The organism is Flavobacterium sp., assembly GCF_044357305.1.
Classification (GTDB): domain Bacteria; phylum Bacteroidota; class Bacteroidia; order Flavobacteriales; family Flavobacteriaceae; genus Flavobacterium.
This window is the reverse complement of the sequence record NZ_JBIKPS010000039.1, coordinates 1-15,375: the sequence shown is the minus strand read 5'-3', so window position 1 is coordinate 15,375 and position 15,375 is coordinate 1. Positions and strand designations below refer to the sequence as shown.

The window sequence follows — 15,375 nt, the reverse complement described above, 5'->3', positions numbered from 1 at the left end:
TTACAAGATAAGATTAAAAATATAGAAAAAAACAAAAATGAAATTGATATTTTATTACTCATTATACATCTGATTTTATTATGTTTAAGTTTCATTTCCGCGATTTTTTTCTACGATTACCACTAACTAGTAGATATAAGAATGTATATGTAACTTATTAAATCATTCTTATTTCTAAAACAATACTACAACTAATAAAAACTTTATGCAAATTTCATTTGTTTTTATTTACTTGGTTTACCAATTTATCCAAAGGACTCTCTATTTTACCCGCTCCGCGAAGTGTTCTATTGGTGCGAGATGCATTGCGATGGTATCCAGACCTCATAGAAAAAAATTAAATTCCATTTAATATCAGTATATCTAGCAAAATTATTCAAATTTAATACATTAACAATCCCTTCTTCGGTGGGACTTTTTTGTTTACACAAACTAAGGACTACTTCCAAAAATCCTTCCTAGGTTAAAATAAATCCATTAAATATAACGATACATCCAATTTTTATCCAAATAAATCCAAAACAAAACAACTTAAATCTGTATTTATGTTATTCTGTTCTGTATTTATGTCGGCATGTTCTAGCTCGTGATTATTCCAATCCAGCTTCTGGTACTTTTAAACTAGAACAGCATTATTTTAATCTTGCACAGGACGATTTCAAGATCTATTTTTTTTAAAATAATATAGAACAAGACGATTTATATCCAGAACATGATGCATCCAATAGAGAACTTGCCTATTTAAATACAGATTTATATAGACAGGAGCTAGAACACGATTACTTAAATCTAGAACACGATTACTTAAATCTACTATTTTAGTAATTAAATAGTTGGAGGAACTCAATAAAATTAAGGATTTGTGAATTTTAAGATAATATTTAGAAATTTTTAACATGCTAGGCTGCAATGTAGTTAGTAATATTTAATAAATTTAAGTAAGAATTTCAATATTTGTTTAATTAAAATTTATGTAAAAATGGGAAGATCTTATTTTCCAACAGCGGATGCAGCACAAACCGCTTGGGCAAGCAATTACAAAGCTAAAATTGCAGAAGTTGCTTCAACTCTTGGTTTAACACAAGAGCAAGCAGATAATCAAAAATCAAAATGCGACACAATTATGAGTAGTATCAGTAATGTGGCTGCAAAAAGAGCCGATTTAAAAGAGGCTATCGGAATAAGAGATGAAATAATTGCTACTAATGGAGGCTCATTGCGAGCAGATATTAGTAATATTAAAACATTACCAGGCTATAATGCAGGAATAGGTAATGCGTTGGGTATTATTAGTATCCCATCTAGTAAAGATTATGCAACATTTAAACCAACATTAACTATTGGAATGTTTGGAGGTAAGGTGCGTATTAAATTTAAAAAAATGGAAACAGACGGCGTAAACATTTATCGCAAAAAAATAGATGCTACTGAATGGTCTTTTTTGGCTAGAGCTAACAAAAGTCCGTTCGACCAAAGCTTTGTCTTGGATGCCCCCGGGCAAATAGAAACTTGGCAATACCGCGCCTTTGGAGTGGTAAATGATAATGAGGTTGGATTGCCTAGTGATATTGTTCAGGTAGTTTATCTAGTTTAGGTTAAAAATAATTGTAAAGTAAAAAAAGTAGGTGAAAGCCTACTTTTTTTTATTAGTATTAGCAAGTAGAAATCACATTTTACTAATTGATTTAAGGATGCGATTCCTCCTAAATATCGAAATTACAAAGTAAAGTAGCAATTCAAGAAGTACTTATTTTAAATCCAGATGGAGTGCCAATTGTAAGAGATTCCGACGATCTTGGAGATATTCAATTTTAATATTTTATTCTATTAAGTTGTTAAATCCAATAAATACGATACTTTTTGATATTGATTAATTGATTATATTTGCATCAAATTTTAAATAAATAAATAATGAAATTCCCCAAATTACTACTTTCTTTATTTGTATTCGCTGCAATTTCTTCAGTAAATGCACAAAGCGTTTCTTCAGAGCTTATAGAGTTTCAAATGCTAAAAGCACCTAAAACTCCTATTGATGCAGCTTCTAGACAACTAAAAGTTACCGTTACTTCTCCTTACAATCTTAAAGCAGAAGATGTGATTGCACAATCTAAAGTTGATTTTCAAAGTGCATTAAAAAACTATGACAATGTTGTAGCAGAAAGTGTAAAAGAATTTCAAACTAAGGAAAAAGATTATGATTCTGACGTTCTTAAAGCAAAGGAAAAATTTGCTATGGAATCAGCAGAGTTCAAAAAATTATCCTTGTTGGAGCGATTAACAATGACCGATCAAGGTAAAAATCCAAAACTTGTTAATCCATCAAAACCAGTTTATTACAAACCACAACCTCCAGTATATAGAGAACCAAATTTGAACGATTACATTATTGTAGATAACAATGTATTGGCATCTCAAGTTACAATTGATGGTTTTACGCGTGAAGGAAATTATGTAGAGGTAAGTCTTGATGTTCAAAAACTAAATTTCCAAGATAATGCCGGACAAACGTATGCCAATCAACCTACTAAACTTGTTGTAAAAGTGAATGGTGTTGAAAAAACAAATACTACATTTTTTCAAGAATTTAAGTTTATTTCTTCGTCTCCAACAAACAATATCAACAAACCATTGGAAGAAAAAAACCACTTAAATAAAGTAATGGCTTTTATCAACCAATATTTGAATGATAATTTTGGATACCAAAGCGTTAAAGGATCTGTGAAAATTCAAAGTGTAAAAAATAAAGGAAAATTTGACGATCTAGAAAAAGCAGATATTTATGTTACTACTAATTTAAGAAAGTTAAATCCTCAAAATCCTCAAATTAGTGCTAGTGCCATGACCAACATGCAAAAAGGTATTGAAATTTGGAAAGAAACGTTAACTAAAGTAGTTTATAAGGATAAAAATGCCGATTTTAATGCTAAAATTGCTGAGTTTGTGTATTTCAATTTGATTCGTTTAAATATTGCTTTAGGTAATAAAACAGAAGCTGAAAAATACTTAAACGAGTTTCAAGAAAATCAAATTTATATGAAATTGTCTTACGATGATGAAAATGAATTGAAACGTTTAGAAACTGGAATTTACAAATAAAAAATAATAACCATGGGCAATATAGCATAGCTATTTTGCCCATTTTTTTATAAAAAATATATGAAATTAAAACTATTTATAAGTACCGCGTTGTTAGTAGTAACAAGCATGATTGGTCAAAGTAAAGTGGAGTGGGGTACCAAATTTGATGTGGATACCAAATCAGAATTGGACCTGCAATTAGTTATGAAAGATAACTACAATTACTACATGGCTTCTGTGGTTAATCGTGATGGAATGTTGGCTCAAAACCAAGTCATTATTAGAAAATTTGACCAAAAAAATCAATTGGTGAATACCTTTACACAAAATTTTCCTTTGGTAGATATGTTTACTTTGCATTTCTACAAAGGTAGTTTCCAATTGGGAGATACCAAATTTGTAGTTTTCACGCATTCGTATTCCAATAAAACTAAAAAAGCACAGTTAGACAAAATTGTTTTTGATAAAACTACGGGTACTTTTACTACCACTACTGTTTTTGAATATCCTATTTTATCGTTATCTAAATCAGGAGATATCTTCACTATGCGTTCGGAAAACGGAAAATATATTGGAATTGTATTTCAAAAATACGGTACTAAGAAAGATCCAGAAGAAAGCGATTGTTTAGTGTTAGACGGAACTACTTTGAACGAAGTTTGGAAAAAAACTATTTCGTTTCCAATAGAATCCAATACTAACGAAAGAGTGCTTACCAATTCGGGTAAATTTGCATTTGTAAGAACCGTTAAAGAAGTTGGTAGCAACCATGTTTTAGCAATGGTAGATGCTAGCGGAATTGAAAACAAAGATTTTGGTGCAGTTGTCAAACTTCAAAAACCATTAGCAATTTCCATTGGAACCCAAGATTATTTAGTAGCCTTTAATTATCCTGCTAAAGGAATCCGCAGAGGAGATTTTGGTTATTTAATGTTGTATGATATTCAATTAGGTAAAATGCTACAAAATAATGATATTGAAGGATTTAATAGTATCAAAGATATTAATGAAGTAGTCTTTAGAAATGTTACTATTCAAAATAACGAAATTCAGTTATTTGCAGATTGTAAATACAAATCGGGTACCATGCCAGATCCTACATTTCCTAATTCTAGCTTTACAGTTCCTGTTTATAGATTTGGTTATTCAAGTATTATTGTACTTGGAATGGATGGCAAATTCAAGAAAAAAATTGGTTTAGGTGATGCAACTAATTTATATAATGATTCTTTCGGTTTGCTTAAAAACCGTGGCGATTATTATATCAATTTAGGTTACCACGGTGGTTTCTTTAAATTGAATGCTCCTAACTTAGATACTAGAGAAACTAAAGTATCTTTAGATTATAATTCGGAGTATAGAGATTATCAATATGGTGAATATATCAACCAACTTTTCACCTATTTTCCAGATAGAAATACAATGTTGTTTGCTAAACGATATACCGATGGTAAAATGATTTTTGTTAGTCATACAGATATAAAACTATAGATAAATTACCAAAATAATAAAATTAAAAAATCCGGATTACAATATGTAAATCCGGATTTTTTGTGCTTAATAATTCCTAAATAGTTCAATAATTCTATTTCTGGTATTTCTTTTTCTTTAGCAAATAAGATGCTGTTTGATAATAGGAAATAGTTTCATTAATCAAATCGGTTCGTTCTTTTGTCAAAGGTTTTTGGTCGTAATACAATTGAAAATCCGATTCTATTCCTTCTTTTGGCTGCAAAGTCAATTGGAACTGTTTTGCTTTTTTAACCGGTGAAATAATTGTCAATACATTATCTTTTATTAAACCTAAATCTTGGTAAGTTGCAATTAAAGCACGCGGTTTATAATCGGGTTTAAGAACATCTTGTCCATAAAATTTACTAGTGTATTTAAAATTCAATAATCCAAACACAGTAGGCATTACATCAATTTGCGACATCAAATTCGTATATCGTTTTGGCGCTATAAATCCTGGTGCATAAATCATAGCTGGAATTCTATATTTATCTGCCGGAAGTTCGGTTTTACCAGAACTAGAAGCACAATGGTCTGCTAGAATTACGAATACCGTATTTTTAAACCAAGGTTGTTTTTCTGCCATAGCAAAGAATTTTCTCAGTGCATAATCGGTATATTTTACGCCACCTTCACGAGATTTTGCATGCGCATCAATATCAATTTTTCCATCAGGATAAGTAAATGGTCGGTGGTTACTCACAGTCATCCAATGGTTAAAGAAGGGTTTGCCCGAACTTGCTTCTTGGTTCATCACCTGAATTGCTTTTTTAGCCATATCTTCATCGCATACACCCCAAATATTTGCAAAAGAAATTTCATTGGGTTGGAATGCTTTTTTGTCTACAATATCGTACCCATTTCCAGAAAAGAAATCGCCCATATTATCAAAATAAGCATCCCCACCATATAAGAATTTGGTAGCATAACCTCTTTGTTTGAAAAGACTTCCGGTTGAAAATTTGTTTTTATTATCCACTCGTTTCACCACACTTTCACCAGCAGTAGGAGGAAAGCACAAGGTTACGGCTTCTAAACCACGAACGGTGCGGTTTCCAACGGCATACAAATTGGTAAATAACAAACTTTGTGTAGCCAAAGAATCAATAAAAGGAGTGATTTTCTGATCGTTCCCATAAGCCTTTAAGAAATCGGCACTGTAACTTTCAATAGTTATTAGCACTACATTTTTATGATTTTCTGCAGCAGTACTAGTAATTTGTTTAAGGGAACTATTCTTGCCAATTCCTGGAATTTGTTTTTGTAGTAATGCAAAAGCTTCGTTTTTGGGAAGGGTTTTGTAGAATTTATCATAATCCAATTCACTATTCATAAAGGCCAAGTAGAAACGGTAAAGCCCATTTGCCTGTAATTCATTTGCAAATACATTAGTCGAATTTTGTAGTTTAGCAACACTAGGAATTACAAATAAGGAAATTACAAATAAGATACCGTAAAGTCCGAAATTCTTAATCTTTTCCAAGACATTTGGCAGATGATTTAAATAATAGTAAGATTTTTTTATAATGATAACGGTGGCAATTAAAGAAACTAGCCCAACACCAATAAATAAAGGAACTACAGGATACGATTCCATTATATTTCCAATTACCGTATTGGTGTAAACCAAATAATCTACTGCAATAAAGTTGTAACGCACTCCAAATTCATTCCAAAAAAAGAATTCACTTACCGCATTTTGAACAATTACTAAAACAAAAATAAATATAGTAATAGAATACAATGCAAATCGGATTTTGCTTCTGTATTTAGGTAAAAATAATAATAGTCCGAATAAAATGGTTTTTAGTGCAATAAATGAAATTCCAATTTCAGGTAAGGAGCCACCGTATTCATGTAATATAGATTTTCCAGAAATAGCATAAAGCAAAAGTAAAACCAATCCTCCAAAGAAGATATATCCCCATGGTTTATCGAATTTAGAATTGGATAAAAACAATAAATAGATCCATAGTAAAACACTGGCAACCAGAAATACAAATGCATCGGATACTAATCCTAGTACAAATATTTTTACGCTGTCAATTATAGTAAAACTAGTTTGGGTAATAGGGTGAAAAAGAAGAACTATTCTAGTGATAAGACTTATTAGTATATAAAATAAAGCCAGATTATAAAAGGGAGATTTTTTTTGGAATAATTGCATTGTTTTTATTTTTTACAAATGTATAAAAAATAGCGTTCTTAAGATAAGGAACCTATAAATTAAGATTGACTTAAAATCGGATAATTAAGTTCCCATTTATCAGATAAATATAGATTATTCCTATGTTTACATTTATTTAAAGGTTTAAAAATCATATTATATCCTTTATATTTGTGTTGAAATAAATAAGTTATGTCAAAAATACTAATTATAGAAGATGAAATAGGAATCTCCAATTTTTTAACACAAGGGTTAGAAGAAGAAGGCTATGAAATTGTTGTGGCCAATAATGGACTTATGGGTTTAGAATTAGCACTGAATCCTGTAGTAGATTTGATTTTACTTGATTGGATGTTACCAAAAATGTCGGGTATTGAAGTTTGCAAGAAAATTAGAGAAAAAAACAAACAAGTTCCAATTTTGTTTTTAACGGCACGAGATACTATCCAAGAAACTATAGAAGGGTTGAAAGCTGGCGCGAACGATTATATAAAAAAGCCCTTTAGTTTTGAAGAACTTTTAGAACGAATTAAGATTCATTTTAGAACCTTAGAAGACAATAAGCAGCTAACTTTGGGTACTATCAAAATTGACATTAATACCCATCAAGTGTTTTCGGATACTAAAGAAATACTTTTTACTCACAGAGAATTTGAATTGCTGTTGTATTTAATCAAAAATAAAGGCAAAGTTTGCACAAGAACACAAATTATAGAAGACGTTTGGAATATTCATTTTGAATACGACACCGACGTAATTGACGTTTTTATGAATGCTATTCGAAAAAAACTAAATCTTTCTAAAGACGAAGATTGTATAAAAACCATTCGTGGTGTTGGCTATATTGCTAACGATATCGACTAATATGACTCCATTTTCTTTTAAAAATAGAATTGCCTTCAATTACATTATTAGTACAGCAATGCTTGTATTTGTTGTGTTTTTTGTTATTCATTCTATTGTAAAATTAAGTGTTTACCATCACGTTAATAGTGATATTTCATTGGAAGTAAATAAACATTTATCTGAAATTGAATTTAAAAACAACAAAATAATTCTTACCCATCAAGACGAATGGGACGAACGGGAGCATAAAACCGTAGATGTAAATCCAGTTTTTGTTCAATTTGTTGATACCAAAGGAAAATCGGTAGGGAAATCTCCCAATCTTAAAAATCATTTGTTAGTTTTAAATTCTAAAATTGCCAACAACGAACAATTTGATACTAAACTATCTGATAATGCGATACGACAAATTCAAGTACCGCTTGTGGTGGATGGAACTAAAGTGGGATTTCTACTTGTGGCAATGTCTTTAGAAGATTCACTTATGGTAATCACCAATTTATCTAAAATATTGATTATTGCTTACCCATTAATTTTAGTAGTATTGTTTTTAATTGCTCGATTTATTGCAGGAAGAAGTATCAAACCCGTAACTGCAATTACCGATACCGCCAGCAGAATTACTAAAGATAATCTTAAATCACGAATTGAATTACCAACCAATAAAGATGAATTATTTACCCTTTCCGAAACAATTAATAATTTATTAGACCAAATCGAAAATGCTATCGAACGTGAAAAAGAATTTACATCCGATGCCTCTCACGAATTAAGAACGCCATTAGCCGTCATTAAAGGAACTTTGGAAGTTTTGATTCGTAAACCTAGGGAGCAAAAAGAATATGAAGAAAAAATAAATTTTTGCATCAATGAAGTAAATCGGGTAAATAAACTAGTAGATCAATTGCTGCTTTTAGCTCGATTTGAAAATCAAAATCAAAATATTCAAAATGAAACTATCTTTTTGAATGCGATGATTTTAGATACAATAACCCGTTTTTCTGAAAAAATTAATGCCAATAAATTAAAAATTGATTCCCAGTTTGAGGAAGAATTTTATGCTAAATCGGATACCTATTTACTCTCTATAATACTGAATAATGTCATTTCAAATGCAATTAAATATTCTAAAGAATCGGGTGAAATAAAGATTTCGCTTTCCAAAAAAAATAACATAACTACTTGTACTATAACGGATAATGGCATTGGAATTCAAGCCAAAGATTTAGATAAAATATTTAATTCTTTTTACCGATCGGATGTAGTTAATCATTCCGAAATTAAAGGTACTGGATTGGGATTGTCTATAGTAAAACGATTGTGCGATTTACTTTCCATTTCGATTTCTATTTCAAGCCAAGAAAATGTTGGAACTACCTTAACTTTAAGCATACCCTAATTTAATTATAAATAATTTATGCTAACTTTGTTTATCCTTTCTTTTATAAGTTTCATATTAACCAAAATGTTTTTAACATGGATTTAAACAAATTAAAAACACAATTGCAAACCGAGATTGATACTGCTTTTTTATATAAAAGTATTGCAGCTATTCAATCCGATGATAATTTAAAAAAAGTTCTTTTAGCCTTAGCACAAATTGAAGATGGTCATGCCCAACACATGCTTGATGAAATTAGAACTCAAAATGTAAATTGTAATTTTCCAACTCCTTCTTCGAGAGCAAAATTACAATTGAAATTAGGTAAGGTATTTGGATATGGTTCTATCATCAGTAGTTTATCGGGAATTGAAAAACAGTTTGCAATAAATACAGTGAAAAATAAAATTGAGGCTGGCGAAAAATTAACTGGTTATGAACACAACCATTTAAAAATTATAGAAGCTATAAATAGTAATTCGGCACTAAATGTATCTGGGGGCTTTCTATCTAAATTTGAAAGCAGACATAAATCTGTTGGTGGTAATGCGTTACGAGCAGCAGTTTTAGGTGCCAACGATGGATTAGTTTCTAACATGAGTTTAGTTATGGGAGTTGCAGGAGCAGCTGTTTCAAACAATACAATATTGTTGACCGGTTGTGCGGGTTTATTAGCAGGTGCAATTTCTATGGCATTAGGAGAATGGTTGTCTGTGCAAAGCTCCAAAGAATTATACGAGAATCAAATTGCTCTGGAAACTGCAGAACTTGAAGCATCTCCAGAAGAAGAAAAAAAGGAACTTATTTTATTATACCAAGCAAAGGGTATGACAATTGATGAAGCTACAAAACTAGCCAATAAAGCATTTGAAACCAATGAATCTGCTATTGAAACTTTAATCACAGAAGAATTAGGAATAAATAAAGAAGAATTGGATGGTTCTGCTTGGGAAGCAGCAATTACATCCTTTGTTTTATTTGCAATAGGAGCAATTATTCCACTATACCCTTTTATGTTCTTGCATGGCCAAAATGCTATTTATTTAAGCGTGGGCAGCAGCGTTGTTGGTTTGTTTTGTATCGGTTCTGCAATAACATTATTTACAGGAAAAACCATTTTGTTTTCTGGTTCACGCCAAGTGTTTTTCGGATTGACAGCAGCAGCAATTACATATGGAATAGGAGCCTTAATTGGAGTTTCATTAGCTGGATAATAAGTGAATTATGTAACTTTAATAATTTTTAAAGTTGTAACTTTATACATTATCAATATTTAAAAATTGTAACTTAAATTATAGAAATTATGAACGATGCACACTTACACATGGTGGTAAACCACTTTCCTATTATTGGAATTATTTTTGGTTTGGGAATTTTAATTATTGGATTTTTTCTCAAGAATAATGTTGTAAAAAATGTTGCTTACGGATTGTTTATTGTTGGTGCAATTTTTGCCGCTGTAAGTATGAGTACTGGTGAAGGAGCTGAAGAAATTGTAGAAGATTTTCCTAACATTGGCAAAAATATTATCCACGAACATGAAGAAATAGCTGAAAAATTAGCTTTGGTATTATACGTTTTAGGAGTTGTCTCTCTTGTTGGATTATATTTAAATTTCAAAAAACATTCTAAAGCAACTTTAATTTCTATAATAGCAATTACAATTGCAATTGTTGGAGTATTTTTTGCACAACAAACTGGCACAACTGGAGGAGAAATTCGACATACCGAAATTAGAGCAACTAGTACTATTAATCCTACTGCAACACAACCTAGTGAAGATGAAGATTAATTAAGACTGAAATTATTATCTATTTATAAGGAGGTTTTCTCCAATAATTATAACGCAAAAAGCATTGATTTCTCAATGCTTTTTTTCTTAATATGTGTTATAATTTTATTGCAATCCTGCAATGCTTTGCTCAATAGTTGCTATTTTAGCTAAGGAGTCGGCTTGTTTTTTTCGTTCCATTTCTAATACTTTTTCTGGAGCACCTGCAACAAATTTCTCATTAGATAATTTTGCTTCTACCGATTTCAAGAATCCTTTGGTATAAATTAACTCTTCGGTTAATTTTGCAATTTCGGCTTCTACATCAATATTTCCAGTAATTGGAATAAAATATTCGTTCGATTTTACTCTATACGATAAAGCCCCATCTACTTTATCGGATACATATTCTAATGAAGTGATGTTCCCTAATTTGGAAATAACCGAATCAAAATAGGTACTTGTATTTTCATTGTTAACCACTCGCAATTCCATAGTATCTTTAAACGGAATGTTTTTGTCTTTTCGGATGGTTCTAATTCCTGAAATTACTTCAATAGTAAAATCAAAATCGGCAATTAATTTTTCATCGTAAGCCTTAGCTTTCGGCCATTCGGAAACAATTAAGGCTTCTTCTGGAGATCTTTCGGCAATATGTTGCCAAATTTCTTCGGTTAAGAAAGGCATGAACGGATGTAATAATTTTAAATTATTTTCCAACATTTCAATTGCTTTTTCAAAGGTTACTTTGTCAATTGGTTGTTGGTAAGCCGGTTTGATCATTTCTAAAAACCACGAACAGAAATCATCCCAAACGAGTTTGTAAATTGCCATTAACGCGTCGGAAATTCTATATTTATCAAAATTTTCTTCGATCTCAGTTAAGGTTCTTTGTAATTTAGTTTCGTACCATTCGATGGCTACTTTAGAAGATTCTGGTTGCGGAATAGCATCTGAAACTTCCCAGCCTTTAATTAATTTGAAGGCATTCCAAATCTTATTGGTAAAGGCTTTTCCTTGGTTGCACAATTCTTCGTCAAACATGATGTCGTTTCCAGCAGAAGCACTTAAAAGCAAACCTACACGAACACCGTCGGCACCAAATTTTTCAATTAATTCTAATGGTTCTGGAGAATTTCCTAAAGATTTAGACATCTTACGACGTTGTTTATCGCGAACTAAACCAGTTAAATATACATTGGTAAATGGTTTTTCACCTGCATATTCGTATCCAGCAATAATCATTCGGGCTACCCAAAAGAATAAAATATCTGGGCCTGTTACTAAATCGTTGGTTGGATAATAGTATTTAAAATCTTCATTTTCTGGATTGGTAATTCCTCCAAAAACAGCCATTGGCCAAAGCCAAGAAGAAAACCAAGTATCTAAAGCGTCAACATCTTGTTTTAAGTCGGAAGTTTGAAGTTGGGAGTTGGAAGTTTTTTCTTTAGCAAGTTCTAATGCTTTTTCAATATTTTCGGCAACTACAAAATCTTCTTTTCCATCGCCATAAAAATAAGCCGGAATTTGTTGTCCCCACCATAATTGACGCGAGATGTTCCAATCGCGAATGTTTTCTAACCAATGTTTGTAGGTATTGTTGAATCGGCTTGGGTATAATTTTACTTCCTGAGTTTCTAGCACGGCTTTGATGGCTGGTTTTACCAATTCTTCCATGCTTAAAAACCATTGGTCGGATAAGCGTGGTTCAATAACTGCTTTGGTTCTTTCGGAAGTTCCTACTTTATTTAGGTGGATTTCGGTTTTGGCTAACGCTCCAATAGTTTCTAGTTCGATTGCAATTTCGTCACGAACTACAAAACGATCTTTCCCTTGGTAGTGCATTCCAAAAGAATTTAGGGAAGCATCTTCGTTGAAAATATCAATGATTTCCAATTGGTGCTTTTCTCCTAAAGTTTTATCGTTCATATCGTGAGCAGGAGTCACTTTTAAACATCCTGTTCCGAATTCGATATCTACATATTCGTCTTCAATAATAGGAATTACGCGTCCGCAAATAGGCACGATTGCTTTCTTTCCTTTCAAATGAGTAAAACGTTCATCATTGGGATTGATGCAAATAGCAGAATCCCCAAATATAGTTTCGGGACGTGTAGTTGCTACAATAAGGTATTCCTCCCCCGACTCCTCCAAAGGAGGGGAGGTCAGGGTGTTTGCTCCCTCTCCTTTGGAGAGGGCTGGGGAGAGGATTTTATATTTTAGGAAATATAATTTTCCTTGGCGTTCTTCAAAGATTACTTCTTCGTCGGATAGGGTGGTTTTGGCTTCTGGATCCCAGTTTACCATTCTATAGCCACGGTAGATTAATCCTTTGTTGAATAGGTCTACAAACGAATGGATTACAGAGGCTGACATATCAGGATCCATAGTGAATTTGGTTCGTTTCCAATCGCATGAACAACCTAATTGCTTTAGTTGTTCTAAGATGGTTCCTCCGTATTTATTGGTCCAATCCCAAGCGTGTTTTAGAAATTCTTCACGAGTTAAATCGTTTTTGTTGATGCCTTCGCTTTTAAGTTTTGCAACTACTTTGGCTTCGGTAGCAATAGAGGCATGGTCGGTTCCTGGTACCCAACAAGCATTGAATCCTTTTAAACGCGCACGACGAATTAACACATCTTGGATGGTATTGTTAAGCATGTGTCCCATGTGTAATACTCCAGTCACATTGGGTGGCGGAATTACAATGGTGTAAGGGGTTCTGTGGTCGGGTGTGGAAGAAAAGTAATCGTTTTTCATCCAGTAGTCGTACCATTTTTGTTCTACTTCTTTGGAATTAAATTGTGCAGGAATCATATAATTTTAGATTTCAGATATTAGATTTCAGTTATATACTGAAAGTGTTTTTTATATTGTACAAAAATTCAATACCTTTAACTTATTAGCCCTGATAGTAGCGAAAATACTTGCTTTTTCTGCAAGTATTGTAGCGGATAGCAGGAAAATGGTTTACTGGTAAAGCCCGAGCCATTCGCTCCTGAATTTATCGAAACTACTAAAATAAAATTTGGTATATTTTTTGTGTATCTATCTGCAAAAGTAGGGAATTAGTACTTTTATAAAAAATTAAGAATTAAAATTTTATTTTTTAATTTAAAGTACTATTTTTACTAAAGTAAATAATTAAAATTTAGACTTATGAAAAATGTATTCGTTGTTGCTTTTATGATAGCAAATAGTTTTGTTTTTGCTCAAAGCGGGGCAAAGATTGTCTTTAAAGATAAGGATAATACGATTGATTATGGTACTGTTTCTAAGGATTCGGACGATGGAGTTAGAAAATTTGAGTTTACAAATACGGGCGATCAGCCTTTGGTGATAAAAAATGTGCAGTCGACTTGTGGTTGTACGGTTCCGAGTAAACCATCTGGGGAAATTTTACCTGGAAAATCGGACTTTATAACAGTGAAATACAATATGAATCCGGGTCCGATTCGGAAAACGATTACCGTGGAAACGAATGCGGTGAATGTTGAAGGAGGGATGGTTGCCTTGAAAATTAAGGGCGAAGTGATTGTGAAACCGGAAGTGAATTTGCTGGAAAAGAAAAAAGCGGGTCCAGTGCAATAAAAATAGAAAACGGTCTGAAAATTATTTCAGACCGTTTTTTTTATTTTGTTTTCGCCAAGAAACGAAGGTGCAAAGAAAAATGTTTTCAATTTGTGACTTTACAATTTAGATTAATGATTTAACCTTTAGTGTTTTTACCATTCTTGTACTGCACTTTTTCTACAATTTCAATTTTCTTGGTTGGTTTTTTATCCTTGAATTTTGGATTAGTACCTGGTTTTTTCTTGAAATCGGTTTTTGGTTGGAAGTCTTTTTTAGGGGCTCCTTCCGATTTTGTAAATTCTTTTGGTCGCGCTTCCGTTTTATGAACCGCAATTACATCCATAGGAATTTTTGGATTTTCTTTGGTTCCGCGTAAGTGAATTACCAGTCCGTTAAGGAAATTACGCAATACTTGATCACCACATTCCATATACTTTGGATGGTCTTCGCTTCTGAAAAAGTTTCCTATTTCGCCTTTAGACATTCGGAAATCTACCAAAGTTAAAATTTCTTCTATTTGATCGTCGCGAAGCATTAAGGCAACACGTAGTTTTTTGAAAATATCGTTATTTGTCATTTTTTGTTGTTTTTAGTTTAGGGTTTATTGTTTGTTGTTTGTTGTTTGTAGTTTTGGTAACCCTAAACAATAAACTGTAAATAACAAACAACCTACCCATTAGAAAAGCCAAAGGTACGCTTTTTTGAAACCTTCCCGCCATAATTTTTCGTTGTGTTGCCCACCTGTTACAATGGTTTTTTTATTAAGCATTTGGCATTCGCAGCGTTTGGTGTTGATTTGGTATTCCATTTTATTTAAATCTTGCACCATATCGGCATCTCCTTCGTTATCGCCACAAAGAAAATAGACTTTGGTTTTGAAGGATTTAGTAGAATTCATGAGTTCAAAAATTTCTTTTCGGTTGAACCAAAAAGAAGGGGAGAAGCAACCAATTTTCCCGAATACTTCTGGATATTTTAAAGCGCCATAAAAAGAAACCAATCCGCCAAGGGAACTACCCCAAAGACAGGTGTTTTTAGCATTGG

The 15,375-nt window shown here is 32.1% G+C and carries 12 protein-coding genes; 8 read left to right on the top strand and 4 right to left on the bottom strand.

Annotated features, from left to right (window positions below):
- Positions 1 to 979 precede the first annotated feature (979 nt).
- The 3 genes from ACIQ2J_RS14360 to ACIQ2J_RS14350 all read left to right on the top strand — a co-directional run bounded on the left by ACIQ2J_RS14360 (position 980) and on the right by ACIQ2J_RS14350 (position 4,572).
- Positions 980 to 1,594 (top strand): hypothetical protein, encoded by a 615-nt coding sequence (locus ACIQ2J_RS14360; RefSeq protein ID WP_396171095.1) that lies wholly within the window; start codon positions 980 to 982, stop codon positions 1,592 to 1,594.
- A gap of 317 nt (positions 1,595 to 1,911) precedes the next feature.
- Positions 1,912 to 3,099: a hypothetical protein gene (locus ACIQ2J_RS14355; protein WP_396171093.1), complete on the top strand. Its 1,188-nt coding sequence runs from the start codon at positions 1,912 to 1,914 to the stop codon at positions 3,097 to 3,099.
- A 60-nt stretch (positions 3,100 to 3,159) separates the two neighbouring features.
- Entirely contained in the window at positions 3,160 to 4,572 is a 1,413-nt protein-coding gene (locus tag ACIQ2J_RS14350; protein ID WP_396171091.1) for a hypothetical protein, read from the top strand.
- A 94-nt stretch (positions 4,573 to 4,666) separates the two neighbouring features.
- Here ACIQ2J_RS14350 and ACIQ2J_RS14345 read toward each other — a convergent pair whose 3' ends face one another.
- Positions 4,667 to 6,760, bottom strand: a complete 2,094-nt coding sequence (locus tag ACIQ2J_RS14345) for an LTA synthase family protein (RefSeq protein ID WP_396171089.1) — start codon at positions 6,758 to 6,760, stop codon at positions 4,667 to 4,669.
- Positions 6,761 to 6,952: 192 nt separating this feature from the next.
- Between ACIQ2J_RS14345 and ACIQ2J_RS14340 the strand changes: the two genes are divergently transcribed.
- The 4 genes from ACIQ2J_RS14340 (at position 6,953) to ACIQ2J_RS14325 (ending at position 10,779) form a co-directional block, all read left to right on the top strand.
- On the top strand, positions 6,953 to 7,624 hold the full coding sequence (locus ACIQ2J_RS14340; protein WP_396171087.1) for a response regulator transcription factor: 672 nt from the start codon (positions 6,953 to 6,955) through the stop codon (positions 7,622 to 7,624).
- Position 7,625: 1 nt separating this feature from the next.
- A complete protein-coding gene (locus ACIQ2J_RS14335; protein ID WP_396171085.1) occupies positions 7,626 to 9,005 on the top strand; it encodes a sensor histidine kinase in 1,380 nt (459 codons plus the stop codon).
- Positions 9,006 to 9,082: 77 nt separating this feature from the next.
- Complete coding sequence (locus ACIQ2J_RS14330) at positions 9,083 to 10,201, top strand: VIT1/CCC1 transporter family protein (protein ID WP_396171083.1); 1,119 nt, start codon at positions 9,083 to 9,085, stop codon at positions 10,199 to 10,201.
- A gap of 89 nt (positions 10,202 to 10,290) precedes the next feature.
- A complete protein-coding gene (locus tag ACIQ2J_RS14325; protein WP_396171081.1) occupies positions 10,291 to 10,779 on the top strand; it encodes a hypothetical protein in 489 nt (162 codons plus the stop codon).
- 105 nt (positions 10,780 to 10,884) lie between these two features.
- On the opposite strand, the gene ACIQ2J_RS14320 is transcribed toward ACIQ2J_RS14325, so the two are convergent.
- Positions 10,885 to 13,575, bottom strand: coding sequence for a valine--tRNA ligase (locus ACIQ2J_RS14320; protein ID WP_396171079.1), 2,691 nt, complete (start codon positions 13,573 to 13,575; stop codon positions 10,885 to 10,887).
- 342 nt (positions 13,576 to 13,917) lie between these two features.
- Between ACIQ2J_RS14320 and ACIQ2J_RS14315 the strand changes: the two genes are divergently transcribed.
- Positions 13,918 to 14,349: a DUF1573 domain-containing protein gene (locus tag ACIQ2J_RS14315; protein ID WP_396171076.1), complete on the top strand. Its 432-nt coding sequence runs from the start codon at positions 13,918 to 13,920 to the stop codon at positions 14,347 to 14,349.
- 118 nt (positions 14,350 to 14,467) lie between these two features.
- Here ACIQ2J_RS14315 and ACIQ2J_RS14310 read toward each other — a convergent pair whose 3' ends face one another.
- Complete coding sequence (locus tag ACIQ2J_RS14310) at positions 14,468 to 14,908, bottom strand: DUF1456 family protein (RefSeq protein WP_396171074.1); 441 nt, start codon at positions 14,906 to 14,908, stop codon at positions 14,468 to 14,470.
- Between the two features lie 99 nt (positions 14,909 to 15,007).
- On the bottom strand, positions 15,008 to 15,375 hold a 368-nt coding region (locus ACIQ2J_RS14305; protein WP_396171072.1), incomplete at its 5' end, for an alpha/beta hydrolase-fold protein.

Bases quoted from the DNA above. Each gene is read 5' to 3' on its own strand.
- ACIQ2J_RS14360 (WP_396171095.1), top strand. From the start codon at position 980: ATGGGAAGATCTTATTTTCCAACAGCGGATGCAGCACAAACCGCTTGG.
- ACIQ2J_RS14355 (WP_396171093.1), top strand. From the start codon at position 1,912: ATGAAATTCCCCAAATTACTACTTTCTTTATTTGTATTCGCTGCAATT.
- ACIQ2J_RS14350 (WP_396171091.1), top strand. From the start codon at position 3,160: ATGAAATTAAAACTATTTATAAGTACCGCGTTGTTAGTAGTAACAAGC.
- ACIQ2J_RS14345 (WP_396171089.1), bottom strand. From the start codon at position 6,760: ATGCAATTATTCCAAAAAAAATCTCCCTTTTATAATCTGGCTTTATTT.
- ACIQ2J_RS14340 (WP_396171087.1), top strand. From the start codon at position 6,953: ATGTCAAAAATACTAATTATAGAAGATGAAATAGGAATCTCCAATTTT.
- ACIQ2J_RS14335 (WP_396171085.1), top strand. From the start codon at position 7,626: ATGACTCCATTTTCTTTTAAAAATAGAATTGCCTTCAATTACATTATT.
- ACIQ2J_RS14330 (WP_396171083.1), top strand. From the start codon at position 9,083: ATGGATTTAAACAAATTAAAAACACAATTGCAAACCGAGATTGATACT.
- ACIQ2J_RS14325 (WP_396171081.1), top strand. From the start codon at position 10,291: ATGAACGATGCACACTTACACATGGTGGTAAACCACTTTCCTATTATT.
- ACIQ2J_RS14320 (WP_396171079.1), bottom strand. From the start codon at position 13,575: ATGATTCCTGCACAATTTAATTCCAAAGAAGTAGAACAAAAATGGTAC.
- ACIQ2J_RS14315 (WP_396171076.1), top strand. From the start codon at position 13,918: ATGAAAAATGTATTCGTTGTTGCTTTTATGATAGCAAATAGTTTTGTT.
- ACIQ2J_RS14310 (WP_396171074.1), bottom strand. From the start codon at position 14,908: ATGACAAATAACGATATTTTCAAAAAACTACGTGTTGCCTTAATGCTT.